This is a genomic window from Devosia sp. A16, from assembly GCF_001402915.1.
In the GTDB taxonomy this organism is placed as follows: Bacteria; Pseudomonadota; Alphaproteobacteria; order Rhizobiales; family Devosiaceae; genus Devosia_A.
The window spans coordinates 4180581-4201658 of record NZ_CP012945.1; the positions used below are offsets into that span (position 1 = coordinate 4180581).

Consider the following 21078-nt stretch of genomic DNA (forward strand, 5'->3'; position numbering starts at 1 on the left):
CCGGCTTGATGAGGTTGCCCGACACCGCGTCCACATCGCCAATCGGGTGGGCCGGGTGTTGTATCCTCACGGAGCAGCATCCGGTTCCCCCTTGCGGGCCTCAATGCTTGCGCCAGACTTGAACGTCTTCGTCGGCGACCAGGCGCAAACCGTCGCTGTTTTCCACATAGACCGACGCGTTCTCGCCCAGCGCCCGCAGCATGCGGGCCGCGAACAGCGCATCCGAGATAGCCTCGTCGCGCTGAGTATAGGGGCGCGGGCCGCCTGAAGTGTCGAGATCGCGCCCTGGGCTGGCGATCCGCCAGCCGGCGCCGTCGTGTCGCACGAGTATTCTCACGGTGGTCATCAGTGGGCGCTCTCCGATCGGTTCTCTGAACGTCCCAACCCGACTCGCGGTTGCCTCGCAAAGCCGTGGCCGCGGCGACACATAACCCCTCTCGTGTCGTGCCGGCGTGATGCAACTGTTTGCCGGACGTCTGTCGCCTCAGCGCAAGCTGCGGGTGCTGTCGCGCACGATCAGCTCGGAGTTCAGCACCACGTGAATCGGATCATCGTCCGGAACCACTCCATCGATGATGTCGATCAGCGTCCGGGTCGCCATCCGGCCGATATCTTCGCGCGGCTGGCGCATCGTGGTGAGCGGCGGGTCGAAGAAGCGCGCCACCGCGATGTCATCGAACCCGATCACCGAAATGTCGCGGGGGCAGTCGATGCCCTCCTGCCGCAACCGATGGATCAGCCCGATCGCCATCTCATCATTGCCCGCGAACACCGCCGTCGGCAGCTCGCCGCTGGCCAGGAGGTGCTCGGCCGCCGCCGTCCCCGACTCCATGTTGTAGGTGCCGGGGAACAGCCAGTCCTGACGCAGCTCGAGCCCCGCATCCCGCATCGCCTCGGTGAAGCCGAGGAAGCGCTCGTTGGTCGACTGGTTGCGCGATGGTCCGATGACGTGGCCGATCCGGGTATGGCCAAGCTCGACCAGGTAGCGCAATGCCCGCTTGGCGGCGAGCCGGTTGTCGGTGATCACCGAGTGGACCTTGGGATCGGGGATCTCGTCATAGGCCGCGACCAGCGGCAGCGCCACGCCATCGTCGCGCAGCCCATGCAGCCGGTTGGTGTCGAGCGAGCCATCGAACAGCAGCAGGCCATCGGCCCGGTTCGACAGCAGGTAGTCGCTGAGCCAGCGGTTGGGGTCGTCGCCGATGCGGCTCGCCACCAGCACGCTGTAGCCGCGCGCCGCCGCCTCGCGGATCACTGCATCGACGATGGTCGAGTAGAACGGGTTGCCGATATTGGGCGCCGCCATCAGAATCGTGCGGGCCGCCTTCAGCCGCAACGAGCGCGCCGCCTGGTTGATGGTGTAGCCGGTCTCGCGCACCGCGGCGTAAACCCGCTCGCGTGTCGACTCGGTTACCCGTTCGGGTGAGCTGAGCACACGGCTGACGGTGGCCGCGGACACGCTGGCGTGCCGAGCAACATCTTGAATTGTCGGTGTTTTTCTGGCCGGAGTCATCGCTTGGCAGCACTCCCTCACCGCTGCGCGTACGCCCTGTCTAGATCGACCTTGACAGCCGCGCAAGGAATGTCTGAAACTCCTGCAATCGATTGCATTGACCTTCTGCAACGGGTTGTGTAATCGATTACACGCAGCCAGCACCGGAGGCTTTACCCGCGAAGAGGGGGCCCTGCGCGGCTGGCAAATTTCGCGAGGGGCGTTTTGCTCCTGGGTGAACGTTGGGAGGACTACATTATGAAGTCAGTCGTGTCGGTGGTGGCCCTGGTGGCCGCCGCCTTGATTGGCAGCACCTCGGTGCGCGCCGCGGACGTTGAAGTCATTCACTGGTGGACGTCGGGTGGCGAGCAGGCTGCCGTTTCGGTTTTCGCGAAGGAGTTCGATGCCACCGGCGACCATTGGGTGGACGGCGCGATCGCCCTGGGCGAAACCGCTCGTGCGACCATCATGCAGCGCGCCCTCGGTGGCGATCCGCCGGATGCCGCGCAGTTCAACCCGGGTCGTCAGTACGAAGAACTGATCGCCGCCGGCCTGCTGCTTGACCTCACGCCGCTGGCCGAAAAAGAAGGCTGGGACAAGATCATCCGTCCCGACTCGCTGAAGGCCCCTTGCCAGATCGATGGCAAATGGTGGTGCGTTCCGGTCAACCTTCACCTGCAGAACTGGGCTTGGGCCTCGATCCCGGCCTTCAAGAAGGCGGGCCTCGAGGTCCCCAACGACTGGGACACCTATCTGGCCGACCTGCCCAAGCTGAAGGAAGCGGGCGTGATCCCGTTCGCCGTCGGCGGTGACGGTGGTGGCTGGCAGATTTCGCTGCTCGCCAACCAGCTCATCCTTTCGCAGCTTGGCGCTGCGAGCGTGGAGAAGATCTGGAAGGACAAGGATCTCGAGCTGGCCGGTGGCCCCGAGGTGCTGAAGGCCTTCACCACTCTCAAGACACTGGGTGAATACGCCGACGACGGTTCGCCGAACCGCTCGTGGGCCGACACTGCCGCGCTTGTCATCAAGGGCGATGCGGCTCTCCAGGTGATGGGCGACTGGGCCCAGGGCGAGTTCCAGGTGGCCGGTCAGAAGCCGGGCGTCGACTACGCCTGTCTGCTGGGGCCGCTTTCGCCTGATCCGCAGAACGTGCGTGGCGGCGGCGACATCTTCGTATTCTTCAAGCAGGGCGATCCGGACGTCGAGCGCGCTCAGCTCTCGCTTGCCTCGTTGATGCTCAGCCCGGCGGTTCAGGCGAAGTTCAATACGGCCAAGGGTTCGGCCCCCGTCCGCGACGACGTCGACATGTCGCTTGCGAACGACTGCATGAAGAAGGCCCTGACCGTTCTCGCCAAGCCCGGTGCGCTGGTTCCCGATCAGAACATCTGGCGCAACGAAGCCTTCGCGACGGCCCAGAACGCCATCTTCTCGGACCTGATCTACAACAAGGCGACAACTCCTGAGTCCGCTCAGGCGCAGTTCGTCGAACTGCTGAAGAACGCCGAGTAAGGTGTTCTGATCTGGCGGCGGCCCGGTTACCAATCGGGCGGCCGCTTTTTTTTCTGGCCATCGGCCACTTGCGGGGGTTGAACTCGAGTGACCACCATTACTGCCAGTGAGCGGGCGCTCTCCGAGCGCCAGCTCAAATCGAGGGCCAGTCGGCGGCGCCTCCTGAGCAAACTGCCCGCCATCATCGGTACAGTTCCGATGATGATCGTGGCGATCGGGGTGTTCGTGATCGGCATCGGCTTTACGATCGTCCTGTCCTTCACCAACGTGAAGTTCTTCCTGATCAACATCGATTTTGTTGGACTGAAGCAGTACGACGTCCTCTGGTCGACAGCCCGTTGGGTAGAGTCGGTCAAGCACATCTGGTTCTACGGATTCGGCCACATTGCCCTGTGCCTCGTGGGCGGCTTCCTCCTTGCGGTCTTCATGGACCAGCGGATCAGAGCGGAAGACGCGTTCCGCACGATCTTCCTTTATCCCTTTGCCCTCTCGGCGGTGATCACCGGCTTGGTTTGGCAGCTTATGCTCGATCCGATCTGGGGCCTTCAGGCCTATGTGCGCAGCCTCGGTTTTTCGGATTTCAACTTCGCTCCGCTCGCCGACGGCAATACCGCGCTCATCGGCATGGTCGTTGCCAGTAGCTGGAATGGCGCCGGCGTGACCATGGCCATCCTGCTGGCCGGCCTGCGCGGGGTTGACGAAGAGATCTGGAAAGCGGCCAGGATCGACGGCATCCCCACCTGGCGCACTTACATTTCCATAGTCATCCCGATGATGCGTGGTGCCGTCGCCACAGCGCTCGTTCTGCTGGTGGTCAATGTGGTCCGCACCTTCGATATCGTCATTGCCATGACCGGCGGTGGCCCGGGCATCTCGACGCAGATGCCAGCCACCTACGTCATCGACAACATCAACTCGCGCAACGTGGGGCAGGGCATGGCCGCAGCGACCATCATGCTGCTGCCGATCGCCGTGCTGATCCTCCTCCAGTTCTTCTTCCGCTGGCGCGCTTCGCTCAAGGGGAGAACGACGTGAGCGTCGCTACCGCAAACAGCCTGGGCGTCGAGCCGTCGGGTCCTAAGCCCCGGCGCCTCACCCCCGGCCGCATCGGCATCTACGCCTTCCTGATCATGGCGGCGGTCTTTTTCCTGCTTCCCCTCGCGGTGATGATCCTCACTTCGATGAAGTCTATGAACGAGATCCGCGGCGGCAACATCTTCGCGTTGCCGACCCAGCCGACCTTCGACTACTGGATCAAGGCGTGGAGTTCGGCCTGCACCGGTGTTACTTGTAGCGGCCTCGCACCCGGCTTCTTCAACTCGGTGAAGATTACCTTACTGGCCGTGCCAATCTCGATCATCTTGTCAATGATCAATGGCTACGCGCTAAGCTTCTGGCGCTTCCGCGGTTCGGAATTGATGTTCGGCCTGTTGGTGTTCGGTGCCTTTGTGCCGTTCCAGGTGCTGGTCTACCCGATCATCTTCGGGCTCAGCCGCGTTGGCTTGTTCGGGACGCTGCCTGGCATCGTCATCGTGCATTCGGTCTTCGGCATGCCGATCCTGACACTGCTTTTCCGCAACTTCTTCAGCTCGTTGCCGAGCGAGCTGTTCAAGGCGGCCCGCGTCGATGGGGCAGGGTTCTGGCGCATCTTCTTTTCGGTGATGCTGCCGATGTCGGTGCCGATCACTATCGTGGCGGTCATCCTGCAGGTCACCGGCATCTGGAATGATTTCATCTTCGGTCTGGTCTTCGCCGGCCGTGAGAATCTCCCGATGACCGTCCAGCTTAACAATATCGTGCGCACCTCTACCGGTACGGTCGAGTACAGCACCAACATGGCGGCCACCATCCTCACGGGTGCCGTGCCGCTGATCGTCTACTTCGTCTCCGGCAAGTGGTTCGTCCGTGGCATCGCCGCCGGCGCCGTGAAAGGCTGACTATGGCTACCAGCGTACAGATCAAGGATCTCTCCCTCAGCTATGGCAACGTGACGGTGCTCGACCGGCTGAATCTCGATATTGCCGATGGCGAGTTCATCGTGCTGCTCGGGCCGTCTGGCTGCGGCAAGTCCACGCTCCTCAACTGCATTGCCGGACTGCTCGACGTCTCGGAAGGTCAGATTTTCATCTCGGGCAAGAACGTCACCTGGGACGAGCCCAAGGATCGCGGCATCGGCATGGTGTTCCAGTCCTACGCGCTCTACCCTCAGATGACGGTCGAAAAGAACCTGTCGTTCGGCCTGCGTGTGGCGCGCATGCCCAAGGCGGAGATCGAGGCCCGCGTCAAGCGCGCCTCGGAAATCCTGCAGATCGAGCCGCTGCTGCAGCGCAAGCCCGTCGAACTCTCCGGCGGCCAGCGTCAGCGTGTCGCCATCGGTCGCGCCCTGGTACGCGACGTCGATGTGTTCCTGTTCGACGAGCCGCTTTCCAACCTCGACGCCAAGCTCCGTAACGACCTGCGCGTCGAGATCAAGCGGCTGCATGCCCGGCTCAAGAACACCATGATCTACGTCACGCACGACCAGATCGAGGCGATGACGCTGGCCGACCGGATCGCCATCATGAAGAATGGCGTGATCCAGCAGCTCGCCGACCCCCACACCATCTACAACAAGCCGGTGAACCTGTTCGTCGCGGGCTTTATCGGCTCGCCTTCGATGAATTTCATCAAGGGCGACCTCAGCGGCACGACGCTGAACGTCGACGGGCAGGCTTCGATCCCGCTCACCAACTATCAGTTCGCCGACCAGACCAACGGCGCCTCTATCCTTGGTATTCGCCCCGAGCACATCGCCGTCGGCGAGGAAGCCCGGAAAATGCCGGTGCAGATGGAATCGGAGATCGAGATCGTCGAGCCGATGGGGGCCGACACCGTCGCCTGGACCAAGATCGCCGGCCAATCGCTGACCTTCCGCGCCGCCGCTGAAGTGCATCTCGAGCCCGGCCAGAAGGTGCTGATCGGCTTCGATCCGGGTCGCGGCTCGGTCTTCAACGCAGCGAGTGGCAACCGCATCTGACCTTTCGGCTCATCGAGCTTACCGGAAGCGTAGCGGCGCGCCGGACGGGCTGTTACGAACTGCGATGAATCAGCAGCCGCCCCGGCAACGACCGGGGCGGCGGCTTTACTCGAGCGTTTTCAGGAAAGGTTGCAGACTTTTCCACCTCGAAAGCGCGACAAACCGAGGATCGAGTGCATTTCTCCGTTTCAGCGAAACGGAGAAATGCACGAGTGGAGGAGATAATCGTTTGGACTTTTCATTCCAGCTCTACAGCGCCCGAAATTTCCCGCCGCTGGACGGTGTGCTGGGCCGCCTCGCCAGGCTCGGCTACAAGCAGGTCGAGGGTTTTGGCGGGCTCTACGCCGAGGCCGATAGCCTCGCCGTCTCATTGAAGAAGCATGGCCTCACCATGCCGACCGGGCATTTCGGCCTGGCGCAGCTCAAGGACACCGACGCCGCGCTGAAGACCGCCGAAACGCTAGGCATGAAGTTCCTCTACTGCCCGGCGATCCCCAAGGAAGAACGCGAGGCTGGGCAGGGCGACAGCAGGTGGATCGAGCTGGGCGAAACGCTCGCCAAGCTCGGCGAGGCCTTCCGCCGACGCGGTTTCGGCTTCGGCTGGCACAACCACGATTTCGAGTTTCGCCCCACCGCCACCGGCAAGCTGCCGATGGATATCATCCTCGACACTGCGCCCAATAATGATTGGGAGATGGATGTCGCCTGGGTGGTCAAGGGCGGCCACGATCCGATCGAATGGATCAGAAAGCACGGCCGCCGCATCAACGCCGTGCACGTCAAGGACATTGCACCCTCGGGCGAGAACGCCGACGAAGACGGCTGGGCCGATGTCGGCCACGGCACGCTCGACTGGCAGGCGCTCTCGGATGCCATCAAAAGCCATACCAACGCCCGCTATTGGGTGATGGAACACGACAACCCCGCTGACGTCGACCGTTTCGCATCCCGCTCGATCGCCGCCGTCACCGCCTGGAAGTGAAAGAGGCCACATAATGGATATCGGTTTTCAGCTGTTCAGCGCCCGCAATTACCCCCTCGCGGACGTGCTCAGGAAGGTTGCCGCGCTCGGCTACACCCATGTCGAGGGCTATGGCTCTCTCTACACCGACCCGCAGGCGCTGAAGGCACAGCTCGATGCCAACGGCCTCACCATGCCGACCGCGCATATCAGCCTCGGCGACCTCGAGGATACCAGCAAGACCCTGAAGCTCGCCGAGACGCTGGGCATCAAGGTCGTCGTCTGCCCCTGGCTCGCCCCCACCGATCGGCCCACCTCGGCCGATGGCTGGAAGACGTTCGGCGATCGCCTGCAGAAGATCGGCAAGCCGTTCCAGGATGCCGGCCTGACCTTCGGCTATCACAACCACGATTTCGAGTTTGCGACCTACGACGGCAAGTACGCCATGGATTGGCTGCTCGAGGCAGCCCCGGCGGTGAACGTCGAGGCCGACGTCGCCTGGATCGTCCGCGGCAAGGCCGACCCGGCCACCTGGCTGCCCAGGTTCGGCGACCGCATCGTCGCCGTGCACGTCAAGGATATCGCTCCGGCAGGCCAGAACGCCGACGAGGATGGCTGGGCCGATGCCGGCCAGGGCGTCGTGCCGTGGAAGACGCTGTGGCCGATCGTGCGAACCGAGACCAAGGCCCGGTACTTCGTCGCCGAACACGACAACCCCAACGATATCGACCGCTTCGCCTCGCGCTCGATCGCCTTCATCAAGACCCTCGGAGCCTAAGACAATGGCAAAGACCTATGGCGTCGGCATCATGGGTGCCGGCAACATCTCGGCCGCCTATCTGCGCCTCGCGCCGCTGTTCAGGAACCTCGAAGTCCGCGCCATCGCCGACATCCTGCCCGAGGCCGCGAGGAAGCGCGCAGCGGAGTACAACGTCGCCGCGCAGACCCCCGACGAGTTGCTGAAGAACTCGGAAGTCGACGTGATCGTCAATCTCACGATCCCCTCGACCCACTTCTCGGTTTCCAAGGACATCCTCTCGGCCGGCAAGCACGCCTATTCCGAAAAGCCGTTCGTGCTCAGCGTCGAAGAGGGCATCCAGCTCAAGGCGCTGGCCGCCGAGCATAAGCTCAAGGTCGGTTCGGCGCCGGACACTTTCCTCGGCGGCGCGCACCAGCAGGCGCGCGCCATCATCGATGCGGGCAAGGTGGGCAAGATCGCCTCGGGCACCATGCACGTCTTGAGCCGCGGCATGGAGCACTGGCACCCCAATCCGGATTTCTTCTTCCAGCCCGGTGGCGGTCCGATCCTCGACCTCGGCCCGTACTACATCACCGACCTGATCAGCCTCGTCGGCCCGATCAAGCGCGTCACCGCCTTCACCGGTTCAGCTCGGGCCGAGCGCGAGGTGACCGCCGAGGGCCCGTTCAAGGGCACGTTCATCAAGGTCGGCACTCCGACCACCATTCACGCCATCCTCGAGTTCCACTCGGGGCGATCATCACGCTGGGCGCCAGCTGGGACGTTTCCAGCCATGGCCATCACAATATCGAACTCTACGGCACCGAAGGCTCGGTCTATGTGCCCGATCCGAACTTCTTCAATGGCGACGTCACCATCACCAACCGCGCCGGCGACAAGGAGAAGGTGACGCCGTGGGATCACCCGTTCGGCAAGGCCAACCAGGATCTCGACAAGCCCAACCCGCGCGCCAACTACCGCAATGCCGGGCTTGCCGACATGATGGACTCGATCGAGACCGGCAAGAAGGCCCGCTGCGACCTCGATGTGGCGCTGCACGCGGTCGACGTCATGACTTCGATCCTCCGCGCCGGCGAGACCGGCCAGGTGATCACCCTGCAGACCACCTGCGAGCGCCCCGCCGCCCTCGGCATCGAAGAAGCCCGCGCGCTGCTGCGCTGAGCCGCTGAAGTTCGGCGCTTTCGAGGCCCGGGCAGCGCTCGGGCCTCTTTTTCAGGCGCCGCGCCGTGGCTCACGCACGATACTTCACCGACGGGCTGGACGCCTCCGACGGTTGACATAGGTCAGATGAGGCACGTCCGGCCCGGCTATCGTCGCACGTCCGGGGATACGCCCCGTGGGGAGACAGCCGTGATAGCAGTCCAGCATGTTCATCCGATGCTCGTGCATTTTCCGATCGTACTGATCATCCTTCTGGCGGCGATCGAGTTGGTGGCCGTATTCCTGGGGCGCGATGTCTCCGGCCGAACGCCCGTCGGCAATCTGGCGACGGGAATGGTCGTCATTGCGGCGCTGGCCGCCGTCGCCGCCTTCTACTTCGGCGACTACGCGCTCAGTTTTGCGGAGGCGGGCGGTTTCGAGAGCGGCGTTGCCGAAGTTCACGAGTCCCTTGGCAAGCTGGTAGCCGTCGCGGCTTCCATCTGGGCAATCGTTCGTTCCGTCCTGTGGTTGCGCGACGTCAGGATAGTGCGCCCGCTGGCGTTTGTCTTCCCGCTGGTGTCCATCGTCGGCGCCGGCCTGATCGTCTGGACGGCGTACTACGGCGGATTGCTGGTATTCGATCTCGGGGTCAACGTTTCCAAGGCGGCGTTGAGCGGCTGAACATCCGGCGACCCTGGTCAGGGCAGACTGGCGAACGGTCGTTTCCTCAGCGGCATCACCTTGACAGTTTCGAGCCGAGCATGAAGGTAACTGCCGACATGTCAGCGGCGGCTCGGCTCCATCCATACGCGGGACTCCAAGCGAGCAGGGCGTCCGACTGATCTGAGGTACGTGCACAACCGACGGCGGAACCGCGCCGTCCCAGGGAGGTATTCTAATGCGCACCATCAAAGGGCCGGCGATTTTTCTTGCCCAGTTCGCGGGCGACAGGGCCCCCTTCGACACGCTCGACAACATCTGCGCCTGGGCCGCCGAGCTCGGCTACAAGGGCGTGCAGATCCCGACCTGGCTGACGCATTTCGTCGATGTGGAAAAGGCCGCAACCTCGAAGACCTATGCCGACGAGGTAAAGGGCACGGTACAGAGCCACGGGCTCGAGATCGCCGAGCTGGCAAGCCATATCATTGGCCAGCTCGTGGCCGTGCATCCCGCCTACGACACGCTGTCCGACGGCTTTGCCATCCCCGAAGTGCGCGGCAACCCCAAGGCACGCCAGGAGTGGGCGGTAAGGCACCTCAAGGCCTGCGCCGCAGCATCCAAGAATCTTGGCCTCAAGGCCCACGCCACCTTCTCGGGCGCGCTTGCCTGGCCGTACCTTTACCCGTTCCCGCAGCGCCCGGCCGGTCTGGTCGAGGAAGCCTTCGACGAACTCGCCCGGCGCTGGACCCCGATCCTCGACGAGTTCGACCGGCACGGCGTCGACGTCTGCTATGAGATCCATCCGAGCGAGGATCTGTTCGACGGCGCCACTTACGAGATGTTCCTCGAGCGGGTGAACAACCACCCGCGCGCCAACCTGCTCTACGACCCGAGCCACTTCGTGCTGCAGCAGCTCGACTATCTGCAGTACATCGATTTTTACCACGAGCGGATCCGGATGTTCCACGTCAAGGACGCCGAGTTCAACCCGACCGGCAAGCAGGGTGTCTATTCCGGCTTCCAGTCCTGGGTGAACCGGGCCGGTCGCTTCCGCTCGCTGGGCGACGGGCAGGTTGATTTCGCCGGCATCTTTTCCAAGCTCTCGGCCTACGGCTTCGATGGCTGGGCGGTGCTCGAATGGGAATGCGCCATCAAGTCGGCGGAGCAGGGCGCGGCTGAAGGCGCTCCCTTCATCGCAAGCCACATCATCAATGTCACCGAGAAGGCGTTTGACGATTTCGCCGCATCGGGCACCGACAAGGCGGCCAATCGCCGGATCCTCGGCCTGAGCTGAAGAACAGACGCGGGGACGCACGCTCGGGTGTCACCCCTGCGTGCGGCGGGACCTTCGCCAACACCACAAGGGAGCAGGAACAAAAATGGCAGAGAACGGCGCTCCGCGCATCCGCCTGGGCATGGTCGGTGGCGGCACCGGTGCCTTCATCGGTTATGTCCATCGTGTCGCCGCGCGCATCGATGGCGACTATGAACTGGTCGCTGGCGCATTGTCGTCCAACGCCGCGACGGCGTTGGAAAGCGGCAAGAACCTCGGCTTGGCCGAGGACCGCATCTACACCTCCTACGAGGAGATGGCGGCCAAGGAATCTGCCCGCAAGGACGGCATCCAGGCGGTATCCATCGTCACGCCCAACCATGTGCACTTCGGCCCGGCCAAGGCTTTCCTCGAGGCCGGCATCCATGTCATCTGCGACAAGCCGCTGACCTCGACGCTGGACGACGCGCGGGCGCTCGCAGCGATCAAGCCGAAAAAAGGCGCGAAGTTCCTCCTCACCCACAACTACACCGGCTACCCGCTGGTGCGGCAGGCGCGTGAGCTGGTGAAATCGGGCGCCCTGGGCAAGATCCGCGTGGTGCAGGTCGAGTATCCGCAGGATTGGCTGACCAATGCCGCCGACCCCGGTAACAAACAGGCGAGCTGGCGCACCGACCCCAAGCGCTCGGGCGCCGGCGGCGCCATCGGCGATATCGGCACCCACGCCTACAACCTCGCGCGCTTCGTCACCGGGCTGAAAACCGAGGCTGTGAGCGCCGAACTGACCAGTTTCGTCAAGGGCCGCAAGCTCGACGACGACGTGCAGATCAAGCTCAGGTTTCAGGGCGGCGCCAAAGGCATGCTGTGGGCCAGTCAGGTCGCGGTGGGCAACGAGAACGGCCTGCAACTGCGGGTCTATGGCGAGAAGGCCGGCCTCGAGTGGCGGCAGGACAACCCGAACTACATGTGGTTTACCGAGTTCGGCAAACCCAGGCAGTTGCTGACCCGCGGCGGCGCCATCTCGGCTCCGCCCGCCGCTTCGATGAACGTCCGCATCCCGGGCGGCCATCCCGAAGGTTATCTCGAAGCTTTCGCCACTCTCTACAGCCAGTTCGCCCAGGTGATCCGCGGCGAGGGCAAGGATGTTGCAGGGCTGCTGCCCAGCCTCGCCGACGGCGTCGAAGGCATGGAGTTCATCATGGCCTCCGTCGCCTCGTCCAAGGCGGACGGCAAGTGGACCAAGCTCAGCGAGGTATAAGCCGGGCGCTATCGAGTTCGCGGCCCCACCCCCACCCCTAATCCCTCCCCTTGAAGGGGAGGGAAGAGCGATAGAACCGAAATGCCGGTGATGGCGTCTCCCTCCCCCTTGTGGGGAGGGATCAAGGGTGGGGGTGGTCACAGCCGCGATGCGGCCGTTACACCCACGCCGTCACCGCCCCCCAGATCAGCACCAGCCCCGACGCCGTCAGCCCGAGCAGCACCACGCGGCGAAACCCGATAGTGCTGAGCCGCCGGAACACCAGCACGCCCAGGATGGCGAAGGGCGCCAGCACGACGCCGGTCAGCGCCAGTGCGCCGACCATGCCTGTCTCGATCGTCCCCATGATCAGGTAGATCGTCAGCGTCGCCGTGTGCATGGCGATGTTGAAGCCTTGCAGCACCCCGCGCTGTTCGTCCTTGCTCCAGCCGCGCAGCGTCGTCCACAGCGTCGGCACCGGTCCGGAGATCGCCGCCATGCCGCCGAGCACGCCGCCGATCCAGCCGATGGCAGCGTCCGCAAGCCGTCCGCCCCAGCGGAAACGGATGTCGGGCCGCAGCAACAACATCAGCGGACAGTAGGCGACGAGGAACAGTCCGAGCCCGAACTTGAACAGGTTGGGATCTGCCGCGCCTACCAGTTGCGCGCCGATCGGCACGCCCGCCAGTCCGCCAACGATGAACGGCAGCGCCATCCTGATGCTGAACCCGCGCCACACGAATGGGAGCGTCACCAGCTGTCCGACCAGCGAACCGAACACCGACAGCACCACCGCCAGCTTCGGGTCGACGCCCCAAGCCCAGACCGAGAGCGCCACTAACGCAAAGGCAAAGCCCGAAACGCCTTGCGCAAAGCCCGCCAGCGCCGCGCCAACGGCGATCAATACCATGGCCTGGTCCATCGCCTAGCGGCGCCGGTTCGGCCGGCCGGGGGTAGGGGCAGGCGCCATCGAGCGATCCATCCGCTCGACCTTGAACCCGGCCGCGCCGAGCAGCGTCGGCACCCCGACCGGACCGGCGAGGTGCCCGGCGCCGACGATGATCATCGCGTCTTCGTTGTCGGCCAGCATCTGGCCGATCTGTGCCGCCCAGCGCCGGTTCCGATCGCTCAGCAACCGCTTGTACATCGGCGAGTCGACCGACCCGAGCGCCTGGTTCATCGTCCGCGCCAGGGCCTCGACGTCACCGGCATGCCAGAGTTCGGCCAGCGTACCGAGCGACTGCTCCGGGCTGCCGCCGATCTCGATCGTGCGCATCAGCGATTCGACCTGAACCGCGTCGGGTGGGCCGGCGAACATCCGGAACTGCGCCTCCGCCGTTTCCAGTTCGCGCCGGCGGTCCTCGTCGATTTCATCGAGCAGCACCAGTTCGACGCCGGCCTGCTGCGTCAGGGCCGCTTCGCCGCCGGCGGCAAGGGTTACGCTCATCAGCGTCAGATCCGCCATCCAGGGGCGCATCGGCTCGATCAGTTCGCGCGATAATCCGTGCGCATCGAGAAAGGCCTGCAGCCGCGCCTGCTGCTCGGCCGTCAGGTAGTCGCTGAGCTGGCGTCCGTCGCGGTTGTTGCCATAGAGCATCGAGAGCCGGGTCAGCGTGGCATAGGCATCCACATCCAGCACGATCTCGAAATATACATGGTCAGCTGCCGCGAGCGCCGCATCGAAGCGCGGCGTCCGCCAGTCCCGGTCCTTATCGAGAACGTGGATCGAGCCGAACAGCCACACCGAGCTGTCGGCGTCGCTGATGCGCCACAGCGCCGGGGCCGCCTGCGTCGAGGCCGGCAGCAGACCGACCAGCAACGACAGCAGCGGCAGGGTGCGGCGGAGGAAGTTCCTCATCGCCGCACGCTCTCAGTGCGTCCAGGGCGTTTTGCGGTCGGAGCGAAAATTGTCCGAGTAGGTGGTGCGCTTCACCGTCGGCTTATGCTCGGGCAGCACCTGGTAGGCGATGCCGTTCTTGTGCGCATAGGCTTCTGCTTCCTCGAGCGTATCGAAGGTGAGGCGAATCTGCGCGCGTGTGTCGGTAGTCGAGGTGTAACCCATCAGCGGTTCGATCGTGCGGGCGGCAGCCGGTTCGTAGGTGAGAATCCATTCCTTGGATTTGCCCCGGCCGGACTGCATGGCGTTGGGCGCAGGCCGGTAGATTCGTGCCGTCATCGCTTCCTCGTCGGACCCATCTTCGTTGGGCTTGGAGCAGGAACGTCTCCCGACTTTCCGCCAAGCGCTCCAGTGGTCGGGGCAGAGTGATTCGAACACTCGACCCCCGGTTCCCAAAACCGGTGCTCTACCAGACTGAGCTATACCCCGAACTGTCGCTCTTCCGTTATCGGGAGTTGCTGCAAAGAGCAAGCTGGGCAAGCCAATTGACACCCGTTGACGGCGTGCCCCTCTGCGCCGACAAGAGCGGCATGATCGATCTGGGCAAATCCTGGCCGTTTGGCCTCAGTCGTCGCAACGGGCTGTGGTTCGTGCTGGGGTTCATCGTGCTGATCGCGGCGCTCTACTGGCTCGATCGGCCGATCTCGGCCTGGGGGCAGGGGCTGCCGGACAGTGTCCGCGAGGTGTTCTTCCGCATCACCCAGTGGGGCAAGTCGGATTGGATCCTGGTCCCCAGCTTCGCCGCCTGGCTGGTCGCCTGGCTGCTGTCACTGCTGACCCGGGACACAATTCGTCTCGCGCTGCGCGAACTGGCAGCGCTCGCCGGGTTCGTCTTCGTCGGGGTCGGCCTGACCGGCCTCGTCGCAACCTTGCTGAAGCGCGGTATCGGCCGCGGCCGCCCCGAGACTTGGGCCGTCGACGCGCCGCTCAGCTTCCAGTCGCTGAACTGGAGCGCCTACAATTACCAGAGCTTTCCCTCCGGCCATGCCACCACGGCGTTCTCGCTCGCCACGGTCGTCGCCTTCATCTGGCCCAAGGCGTTCTGGCCCGCCATGCTGCTGGCGGCGCTGGTCGCCATGTCACGGGTGATCGTCGGTGAACACTATCCCACCGACATCACCGCGGGAGCGATCCTGGGCGTGCTCGGGGTCTATGCCATCCGCCAGCTGTTCGCGAGCCGAGGCTGGCTGTTCGTCGCGACCCCGGAGGGCCGCACCGAACGTAAACCGTTCCCGCCCCTCCACGCTCTGGTCTTCAGGCGATAGCCCGATAGCGCTGCAGCGCCGCGCTCATGTCTGCCTTGAGGTCGTCGAGACTCTCGAGGCCGACATGTACCCGGAACAGCTGCCCCGGCGCCGTCCATGGCACGGCGGTCCGGATGTTGGTCGGGTTGAACGGGATGCAGAGGCTTTCATAGCCGCCCCACGAATAGCCCATGCCGAACAGCTGGAAGCCGTTGACCATCGCCGCCAGGGCGTCGCGCGAGCGCTGCTTCAGGCGGAAGGTGAAGAGGCTCCCGGCGCCGGTGAAATCGCGCTTGAAGATCGCGTGATCGGGATGGTCGGGCAGGGCAGGGTGGTACACCTCCTCGACCTCCGGCTGGCCTTGCAGCCAAGCGGCGAACGCCGCCGATTGCCCGCTGTGGTGCTTCATCCGCACGGCCAGCGTCCTGAGGCCGCGCAGCGTCAGGTAGGAGTCGTCGGGCGAGATCGCGACGCCAAGGATGCGATGCGTCCGCTTCAGCCGACCCCAGAGCTTCTCGTTCGCCGAGACCGTGCCCACCATGGCGTCGGAATGCCCGACGAACATCTTGGTCGCTGCATGCATCACCATGTCGGCGCCCAGTTGCAGCGGCCGGTGGTAGAGCGGTGTCGCCCACGAGTTGTCGACGATCACGGTGATGCCGCGCGCCTCTGCTGCGCCGGCGATCGCCGGCAGATCCTGCATCTCGAAGGTCAGCGAGCCCGGGGTCTCGACGAATACCGCCTTGGTCCTCTCGGTGAACAGGGCGGCGATCCCGGCCCCGATCCGCGGATCGTAATAGCGAGTCGTCACCCCGAAGCGGGCCAGCCCTTCGCTTGCGAAGGTGCGCGTGGGCTCGTAGGCGGAGTCGGTCATCAACAGCTCGTCGCCTGCCGACACCGCCGCCAGCAGGGCCGTCGAAACCGCCGAGAGACCGGACGGGGCAACCACCGTGCCGGCGGCGCCTTCGAGCTCGCTCACCAGGTCGCAGAGCGCCCGGGTCGTGGGGTTGTCGTTCCGCCCGTAGCGGTAGGGCGCCTTGTAATCCTCCAGCTCGTCCAGGGTCTTGAACAGAATGGTGGAGCCGCGGAACACCGGCATGTTCACAAAGCCGAGGTGGTCGTCCGACGCACGCCCTCCATGCGTCAGGATGGTTTCCATCGACGCGGTTTTGTCGCGTTCGCCGTCATTTTTGGTCATTGCACACTCTGCTCAAAACGCAGTCATCGGAGAAATATGGGCAAAAAACAGTCAGGTTTGCTGCCCCAATTCGGCCATGGAGCTTGACGCATCGGTTAATTGCCGCTTCGATGCTTAACAGCATCACATCCGCCCTCCAAGGCGGAGGTGCCGCCGGACAAACGGGCTGGGGCCCTGTTGTCCGGACGAACAGGGTCAGGAAACAAGGTAATAACAATGATCAAATCGCTTCTTTCCGTCGCGCTGGCGGCAGGCCTGGGGCTTGCCGTTTCCGGCGCGTACGCACAGACGACGTCGGCGACGCTCGATGCGGTGAAGGCCAAGGGGTACGTCCAATGCGGCGTGACCGGCGGCGTGCCGGGCTTCTCCGCGCCGGATGCGAACAACAACTGGTCGGGCCTCGAAGTCGATTATTGCCGCGCGCTGGCTGCCGCGATCTTCAACAATGCGGATGCCGTCCGCTACACCCCGCTCACCTCGCAGGAGCGCTTCACTGCGCTCAGCGCCGGCGAAATCGACGTGCTGTCGCGCACCACCACCTGGACGATGAGCCGCGATACCCAGCTGGGCATCAAGTTCGTCGGCACCATGTTCTATGATGGCCAGGGCTTCATGGTCCGCAAAGCCGACAACATCACCTCGGCGCTCGACCTGGGCGGCGCCGCCGTCTGTATCGAGTCCGGCACCACCACCGAGCTGAACGCAGCCGACTACTTCGCCGCCAACAACCTCGAATTCAACACCGTGGTGTTCGTCGACCAGGACGAAGTGGTGAAGGCCTACGAAGACGGTCGCTGCGACGTCTACACCACCGACTCTTCGGCTCTTGCCGCCGAGCGCTCGAAGTTCGCCAACCCGGCCGATCACATCATCCTGCCGGAAATCATCTCCAAGGAGCCGCTCGGCCCCGTGGTGCGTCAGGGCGACGACGGCTGGTTCAACATTGCCCGCTGGACCTACTACGCGCTGCTCGAAGCCGAAGAGCTCGGCGTCAGCTCGGCCAACGTCGACGAAATGCTTGCCTCCGACAATCCGGCCATCAAGCGCCTGCTCGGCGTCGAAGGGGACTTCGGCACCCCGATCGGGCTGACCAAGGATTGGGCCTACCAGATCATCAAGCTGGTGGGTAACTACGGCGAGGTCTACGACAAGCATGTCGGTCCGAACACGCCGATCGGGCTGGCACGCGGCCTGAACGCGCTGTGGAAAGACGGCGGCATCCAGTACTCGCCGCCGATCCGCTAAGTCTTCTGCAGCCCGGCTCTGGATCCCAGCGCCGGGCTGACCGTTTCTGGTGCGCGGCTGGCGGGCCGTCGGCACCAGTACATTTTCTTCTCCTGGGCAGGGAGATGCATGGCTCATGGCATCCATCGACACGGCGCAACCACCGCCGCGGAGCTTTTCGTTCAACGATCCCGTCGTACGGGGCGTCATCTACCAGGTCGTCGTCGCGGTGCTGGTGGTGCTGTTCCTCGTCTGGATCGTCAACAACACGGCGATCAACCTCAAGGCGCAGAACAAGACCTCCGGCTTCGACTTCCTGTGGAAGACGGCCGGGTTCAACATCAGCTTCACGCTGTTTCCGTTCGATCGCACCTCGCTCTACTGGCAGGCCTTTCTCGTTGGGCTCACCAACACTATTCTCGTCGCGGTGATCGGCATCTTCTTTGCCACCATCCTCGGCTTCACCATCGGCATCGCGCGCCTGAGCTCGAACTACCTGGTGTCGCGGCTCGCCACCGTCTACGTCGAAACCATCCGCAACATCCCGCTGCTGCTGCAGCTGTTCTTCTGGTATTTCGCGGTGCTCAAGACCATGCCCGCGGTCAGGGACTCGCTGGCGCTGCCGCTCGATACCTTCATCAACCAGCGCGGCCTGTTCGTGCCCAAGCCGATCCCCGACGAGCAGTTCGTCTGGGTCTGGGTCGGACTGGCGATCGCCCTGGTGCTGTGGCTGATGCTGCGGCAATGGGCCAAGGCGCGGCTCGAAAGGACCGGAAAGCGCTTCCCGGTGTTTCTGGGCGGCCTCGCCATGACCGTCGTGGTCGTTGCCATCGTCTGGGTGGTCAGCGGCGCCTCCGTCACCTTCGATCCGCCGGTGCTCAACCGCTTCAACTTCAAGGGCGGGCTGGAACTGCCGCCGGAGCTTGTCGCGCTGGTGTTCGGCCTCTCGATCTATACGGCCGCCTTCATCGCCGAACTGGTACGAGGCGGCATCCAGTCGGTGAGCCACGGCCAGACCGAAGCCGCCCAGGCGCTCGGCCTCAAGGATGGCGACCGGCTGCGGCTGGTTATCGTGCCGCAGGCCATGCGGGTGATCATTCCACCGCTGACCAGCCAGTATCTCAACCTGACCAAGAACTCCTCGCTCGGCGCCGCTATCGGCTATCCCGAACTGGTCAACGTCTTCACCGGCACCACTCTCAACCAGACCGGCCGCGCCATCGAAGTGATCGCGCTGACCATGCTCGTCTATCTCATCCTGTCGCTGGGCACTTCGGCGATCATGAACTGGTACAACGCCCGTGTGGCGCTGGTCGAACGCTAGGAGCGGCAGATGACCGATATCGCCTTCGTCCGCTCCGAGATCGAGAAAGCCCAACCGGCGCCGCGTAGCCAGAGCGGCTTCGCGGCCTGGTTGCACAAGAACCTGTTCTCGAGCATTTCCGACACCATCCTCACTATCATCGCGGTGGTATTCCTGTTGTGGCTCGTCCCGCAGCTCTACGGCTTCCTCATCGGGCGGGCCGTCCCGCCGGGCGGCACCGTCGAGCAGTGCCGGGTGGAGAATGTCGGCGCCTGCTGGGCCTATATCTCCAGCGAGATCGAGTTCTTCATCTACGGGTTCTATCCGATGAGCGAGTACTGGCGGCCGAACATCGTGTTCGCCATGCTGGCGCTGCTCGGCTTGCCGCTGCTTTGGCCATCGGCGCCGTTCAAGGTCGTCAACGCCGTCCTGTTCTTCGTCGTTTTCCCCGTCGCCTCGGTGATCCTGCTGTCGGGCGGCCTGTTCGGTCTGCGCTATGTGCCGACCGAGCAGTGGGGCGGCCTGCTGGTCACGCTGATCATCTCGGTGGTCGGCATCAGCCTGTCGCTGCCGCTCGGCATCCTCCTGGCGCTCGGCCGGCAATCCAAACTGCCGATCATCAAGACGCTCTGCATCTGCTTCATCGAACTGATCCGTGCCGTGCCGCTGATCACTATCCTGTTCATGGCCTCGATCATGCTGCCGCTGTTCATGCCGCAGGGGACCACCGTGGACAAACTGGTGCGCGCCCTGGTCGGCGTGACGCTGTTCGCCTCGGCCTACATGGCCGAAGTGGTCCGCGGCGGCATGCAGGCGATCGGTCGCGGCCAGTACGAAGCGGCGGCCGCGCTCGGCCTTGGTTACTGGCAGCGCATGGGCTTCATCATCCTGCCCCAGGCCCTCAAGCACGTGATCCCCGGGATCGTGGGCAACTTCATCTCGCTGCTCAAGGACACCTCGCTGGTCTATATCGTGGGCATGAAGGATCTGCTGGAAGCGGTGAAGACCAAGAACGACGCCATCGAATGGGCAGCGCCAACCCAGGCAGTCACCGGCTACATCTTTGCCGCGGCCGTATTCTGGGTGCTCTGCTTTTCCATCTCCCGATACTCCCGATACTGGGAGCGCCGGCTCAATACCGGCCACAAGAGGTAACTGATGTCAGACGTATCTCCAGTCGTCGTCGATCGCGATATCGATCGGCAGAACATGCAGGTCTCCAAGACCGAAGTGGCGGTCGAGATCATCGGCATGAACAAGTGGTTCGGTGATTTCCACGTGCTGCGCGACATCAACCTGAAGGTGATGAAGGGCGAGCGCATCGTCATCGCGGGGCCGTCGGGCTCGGGCAAGTCGACGCTGATCCGCTGCATCAACCGGCTCGAGGAGCACCAGAAGGGGCAGGTCATCGTCAACGGGGTCGAACTCACCTCCGATCTCAAACGGGTCGACGAAGTGCGCCGCGAAGTCGGCATGGTGTTCCAGCACTTCAACCTGTTCCCGCACCTGACGATCCTGCAGAACCTCACGCTGGCCCCGATCTGGGTGCGTGGCGTGCCCAAGGCGCAGGCTGAAGAGACGGCGATGATGTATCTGGAGCGGGTGCGCATTCCCGAGCAGGCGGCCAAGTATCCCGGCCAGTTGTCCGGCGGCCAGCAGCAGCGCGTCGCCATTGCCCGCTCGCTCTGCATGAACCCCAAGATCATGCTGTTCGACGAGCCGACCTCGGCGCTCGATCCCGAAATGGTCAAGGAAGTGCTCGAGGTGATGATCAGCCTCGCCGAAGAAGGCATGACCATGCTCTGCGTCACCCATGAAATGGGCTTCGCCCGGCAGGTCGCCAACCGGGTGATCTTCATGGACCAGGGCCAGATCATCGAGCAGAACGAGCCCGAAGCATTCTTCTCCAACCCGCAGCACGAGCGCACCAAGCTGTTCCTCAGCCAGATCCTGCACTGAGGCGGTTGCACCGAGGCGTTGCTTCCGCTTCCCTCCCCTCGAGGGGAGGGATTGAGCGAGGGGGTGGTCCGGTAATCACCGATGGACCCCCACCCCCACCCCCGGCCCATCCCTCAACGGGGTGGGGAGCGCACACCCTCCGCCGGGCGCCACCATGCCGCCTTGACCCGGTCACCCTCCATCTGGATATTGCGCGCCGAGGGCG

The 21078-nt window shown here is 64.0% G+C and carries 20 protein-coding genes, 1 tRNA gene and 1 pseudogene; 15 read left to right on the top strand and 7 right to left on the bottom strand.

Annotated elements, in window-relative coordinates; translation table 11 throughout:
- Positions 1-100: 100 nt before the first annotated feature.
- Complete coding sequence (locus tag APS40_RS20075; RefSeq protein WP_055048734.1) at positions 101-346, bottom strand: hypothetical protein; 246 nt, start codon at positions 344-346, stop codon at positions 101-103.
- A gap of 138 nt (positions 347-484) precedes the next feature.
- Positions 485-1513: a LacI family DNA-binding transcriptional regulator gene (locus tag APS40_RS20080; protein WP_082434555.1), complete on the bottom strand. Its 1029-nt coding sequence runs from the start codon at positions 1511-1513 to the stop codon at positions 485-487.
- 204 nt (positions 1514-1717) lie between these two features.
- Here APS40_RS20080 and APS40_RS20085 point away from each other — a divergent pair, with 204 nt between their 5' ends.
- The 10 genes and pseudogenes from APS40_RS20085 to APS40_RS20130 all read left to right on the top strand — a co-directional run bounded on the left by APS40_RS20085 (position 1718) and on the right by APS40_RS20130 (position 12069).
- On the top strand, positions 1718-3001 hold the full coding sequence (locus APS40_RS20085; RefSeq protein ID WP_156343013.1) for an ABC transporter substrate-binding protein: 1284 nt from the start codon (positions 1718-1720) through the stop codon (positions 2999-3001).
- An 87-nt stretch (positions 3002-3088) separates the two neighbouring features.
- Complete coding sequence (locus tag APS40_RS20090) at positions 3089-4036, top strand: carbohydrate ABC transporter permease (protein WP_236884144.1); 948 nt, start codon at positions 3089-3091, stop codon at positions 4034-4036.
- The gene (locus APS40_RS20095) at positions 4033-4938 is read left to right on the top strand and encodes a carbohydrate ABC transporter permease (protein WP_055048737.1); all 906 of its coding nucleotides are present in this window, start codon (positions 4033-4035) and stop codon (positions 4936-4938) included. The genes APS40_RS20090 and APS40_RS20095 overlap by 4 nt, the downstream gene beginning before the upstream one ends.
- Positions 4939-4940: 2 nt before the next feature.
- Positions 4941-6017 (top strand): ABC transporter ATP-binding protein, encoded by a 1077-nt coding sequence (locus APS40_RS20100; RefSeq protein ID WP_055048738.1) that lies wholly within the window; start codon positions 4941-4943, stop codon positions 6015-6017.
- A gap of 229 nt (positions 6018-6246) precedes the next feature.
- A complete protein-coding gene (locus APS40_RS20105; protein ID WP_055048739.1) occupies positions 6247-6999 on the top strand; it encodes a sugar phosphate isomerase/epimerase family protein in 753 nt (250 codons plus the stop codon).
- Between the two features lie 10 nt (positions 7000-7009).
- Positions 7010-7756 (top strand): sugar phosphate isomerase/epimerase family protein, encoded by a 747-nt coding sequence (locus APS40_RS20110; protein ID WP_055048740.1) that lies wholly within the window; start codon positions 7010-7012, stop codon positions 7754-7756.
- A 4-nt stretch (positions 7757-7760) separates the two neighbouring features.
- Positions 7761-8899 (top strand): annotated as a pseudogene (locus tag APS40_RS20115) (Gfo/Idh/MocA family protein).
- Between the two features lie 189 nt (positions 8900-9088).
- On the top strand, positions 9089-9559 hold the full coding sequence (locus tag APS40_RS20120; protein WP_156343014.1) for a DUF2231 domain-containing protein: 471 nt from the start codon (positions 9089-9091) through the stop codon (positions 9557-9559).
- A 217-nt stretch (positions 9560-9776) separates the two neighbouring features.
- On the top strand, positions 9777-10832 hold the full coding sequence (locus APS40_RS20125) for a sugar phosphate isomerase/epimerase family protein (RefSeq protein ID WP_055048742.1): 1056 nt from the start codon (positions 9777-9779) through the stop codon (positions 10830-10832).
- An 85-nt stretch (positions 10833-10917) separates the two neighbouring features.
- Positions 10918-12069 (top strand): Gfo/Idh/MocA family protein, encoded by a 1152-nt coding sequence (locus APS40_RS20130; RefSeq protein WP_055048743.1) that lies wholly within the window; start codon positions 10918-10920, stop codon positions 12067-12069.
- Positions 12070-12226: 157 nt separating this feature from the next.
- On the opposite strand, the gene APS40_RS20135 is transcribed toward APS40_RS20130, so the two are convergent.
- From APS40_RS20135 to APS40_RS20150, 4 genes are all read right to left on the bottom strand, one after another.
- On the bottom strand, positions 12227-12958 hold the full coding sequence (locus tag APS40_RS20135; protein WP_236884145.1) for a sulfite exporter TauE/SafE family protein: 732 nt from the start codon (positions 12956-12958) through the stop codon (positions 12227-12229).
- Positions 12959-12973: 15 nt separating this feature from the next.
- Positions 12974-13906, bottom strand: a complete 933-nt coding sequence (locus APS40_RS20140) for a TraB/GumN family protein (protein WP_055048745.1) — start codon at positions 13904-13906, stop codon at positions 12974-12976.
- 12 nt (positions 13907-13918) lie between these two features.
- Positions 13919-14224, bottom strand: a complete 306-nt coding sequence (locus APS40_RS20145) for an ETC complex I subunit (RefSeq protein WP_055048746.1) — start codon at positions 14222-14224, stop codon at positions 13919-13921.
- A gap of 73 nt (positions 14225-14297) precedes the next feature.
- A tRNA-Pro gene (locus APS40_RS20150) sits at positions 14298-14374 on the bottom strand.
- Between the two features lie 56 nt (positions 14375-14430).
- Between APS40_RS20150 and APS40_RS20155 the strand changes: the two genes are divergently transcribed.
- Entirely contained in the window at positions 14431-15210 is a 780-nt protein-coding gene (locus APS40_RS20155; RefSeq protein ID WP_156343015.1) for a phosphatase PAP2 family protein, read from the top strand.
- Here APS40_RS20155 and metC read toward each other — a convergent pair.
- A complete protein-coding gene (gene metC / locus APS40_RS20160; RefSeq protein WP_055048748.1) occupies positions 15200-16387 on the bottom strand; it encodes a cystathionine beta-lyase in 1188 nt (395 codons plus the stop codon). The genes APS40_RS20155 and metC overlap by 11 nt on opposite strands.
- 216 nt (positions 16388-16603) lie before the next feature.
- On the opposite strand from metC, the gene APS40_RS20165 reads away from it, so the two are divergent.
- The 4 genes from APS40_RS20165 (at position 16604) to APS40_RS20180 (ending at position 20873) form a co-directional block, all read left to right on the top strand.
- Positions 16604-17632, top strand: coding sequence for an amino acid ABC transporter substrate-binding protein (locus tag APS40_RS20165; protein ID WP_055048749.1), 1029 nt, complete (start codon positions 16604-16606; stop codon positions 17630-17632).
- A 115-nt stretch (positions 17633-17747) separates the two neighbouring features.
- Positions 17748-18935 carry an amino acid ABC transporter permease gene (locus tag APS40_RS20170; protein WP_055048750.1) on the top strand — a complete coding sequence of 396 codons (1188 nt, stop codon included), beginning with the start codon at positions 17748-17750 and terminating at the stop codon, positions 18933-18935.
- A 9-nt stretch (positions 18936-18944) separates the two neighbouring features.
- Positions 18945-20069, top strand: a complete 1125-nt coding sequence (locus tag APS40_RS20175) for an amino acid ABC transporter permease (RefSeq protein WP_055048751.1) — start codon at positions 18945-18947, stop codon at positions 20067-20069.
- Positions 20070-20072: 3 nt separating this feature from the next.
- Entirely contained in the window at positions 20073-20873 is an 801-nt protein-coding gene (locus APS40_RS20180) for an amino acid ABC transporter ATP-binding protein (RefSeq protein ID WP_055048752.1), read from the top strand.
- Positions 20874-21078: the final 205 nt, after the last annotated feature.

Bases quoted from the DNA above. Each gene is read 5' to 3' on its own strand.
- APS40_RS20125 (WP_055048742.1), top strand. From the start codon at position 9,777: ATGCGCACCATCAAAGGGCCGGCGATTTTTCTTGCCCAGTTCGCGGGC.
- APS40_RS20100 (WP_055048738.1), top strand. From the start codon at position 4,941: ATGGCTACCAGCGTACAGATCAAGGATCTCTCCCTCAGCTATGGCAAC.
- APS40_RS20135 (WP_236884145.1), bottom strand. From the start codon at position 12,958: ATGGTATTGATCGCCGTTGGCGCGGCGCTGGCGGGCTTTGCGCAAGGC.
- APS40_RS20180 (WP_055048752.1), top strand. From the start codon at position 20,073: ATGTCAGACGTATCTCCAGTCGTCGTCGATCGCGATATCGATCGGCAG.
- APS40_RS20080 (WP_082434555.1), bottom strand. From the start codon at position 1,513: ATGACTCCGGCCAGAAAAACACCGACAATTCAAGATGTTGCTCGGCAC.
- APS40_RS20170 (WP_055048750.1), top strand. From the start codon at position 17,748: ATGGCATCCATCGACACGGCGCAACCACCGCCGCGGAGCTTTTCGTTC.
- APS40_RS20140 (WP_055048745.1), bottom strand. From the start codon at position 13,906: ATGAGGAACTTCCTCCGCCGCACCCTGCCGCTGCTGTCGTTGCTGGTC.
- APS40_RS20145 (WP_055048746.1), bottom strand. From the start codon at position 14,224: ATGACGGCACGAATCTACCGGCCTGCGCCCAACGCCATGCAGTCCGGC.
- APS40_RS20075 (WP_055048734.1), bottom strand. From the start codon at position 346: ATGACCACCGTGAGAATACTCGTGCGACACGACGGCGCCGGCTGGCGG.
- APS40_RS20175 (WP_055048751.1), top strand. From the start codon at position 18,945: ATGACCGATATCGCCTTCGTCCGCTCCGAGATCGAGAAAGCCCAACCG.
- APS40_RS20130 (WP_055048743.1), top strand. From the start codon at position 10,918: ATGGCAGAGAACGGCGCTCCGCGCATCCGCCTGGGCATGGTCGGTGGC.
- metC (WP_055048748.1), bottom strand. From the start codon at position 16,387: ATGACCAAAAATGACGGCGAACGCGACAAAACCGCGTCGATGGAAACC.
- APS40_RS20165 (WP_055048749.1), top strand. From the start codon at position 16,604: ATGATCAAATCGCTTCTTTCCGTCGCGCTGGCGGCAGGCCTGGGGCTT.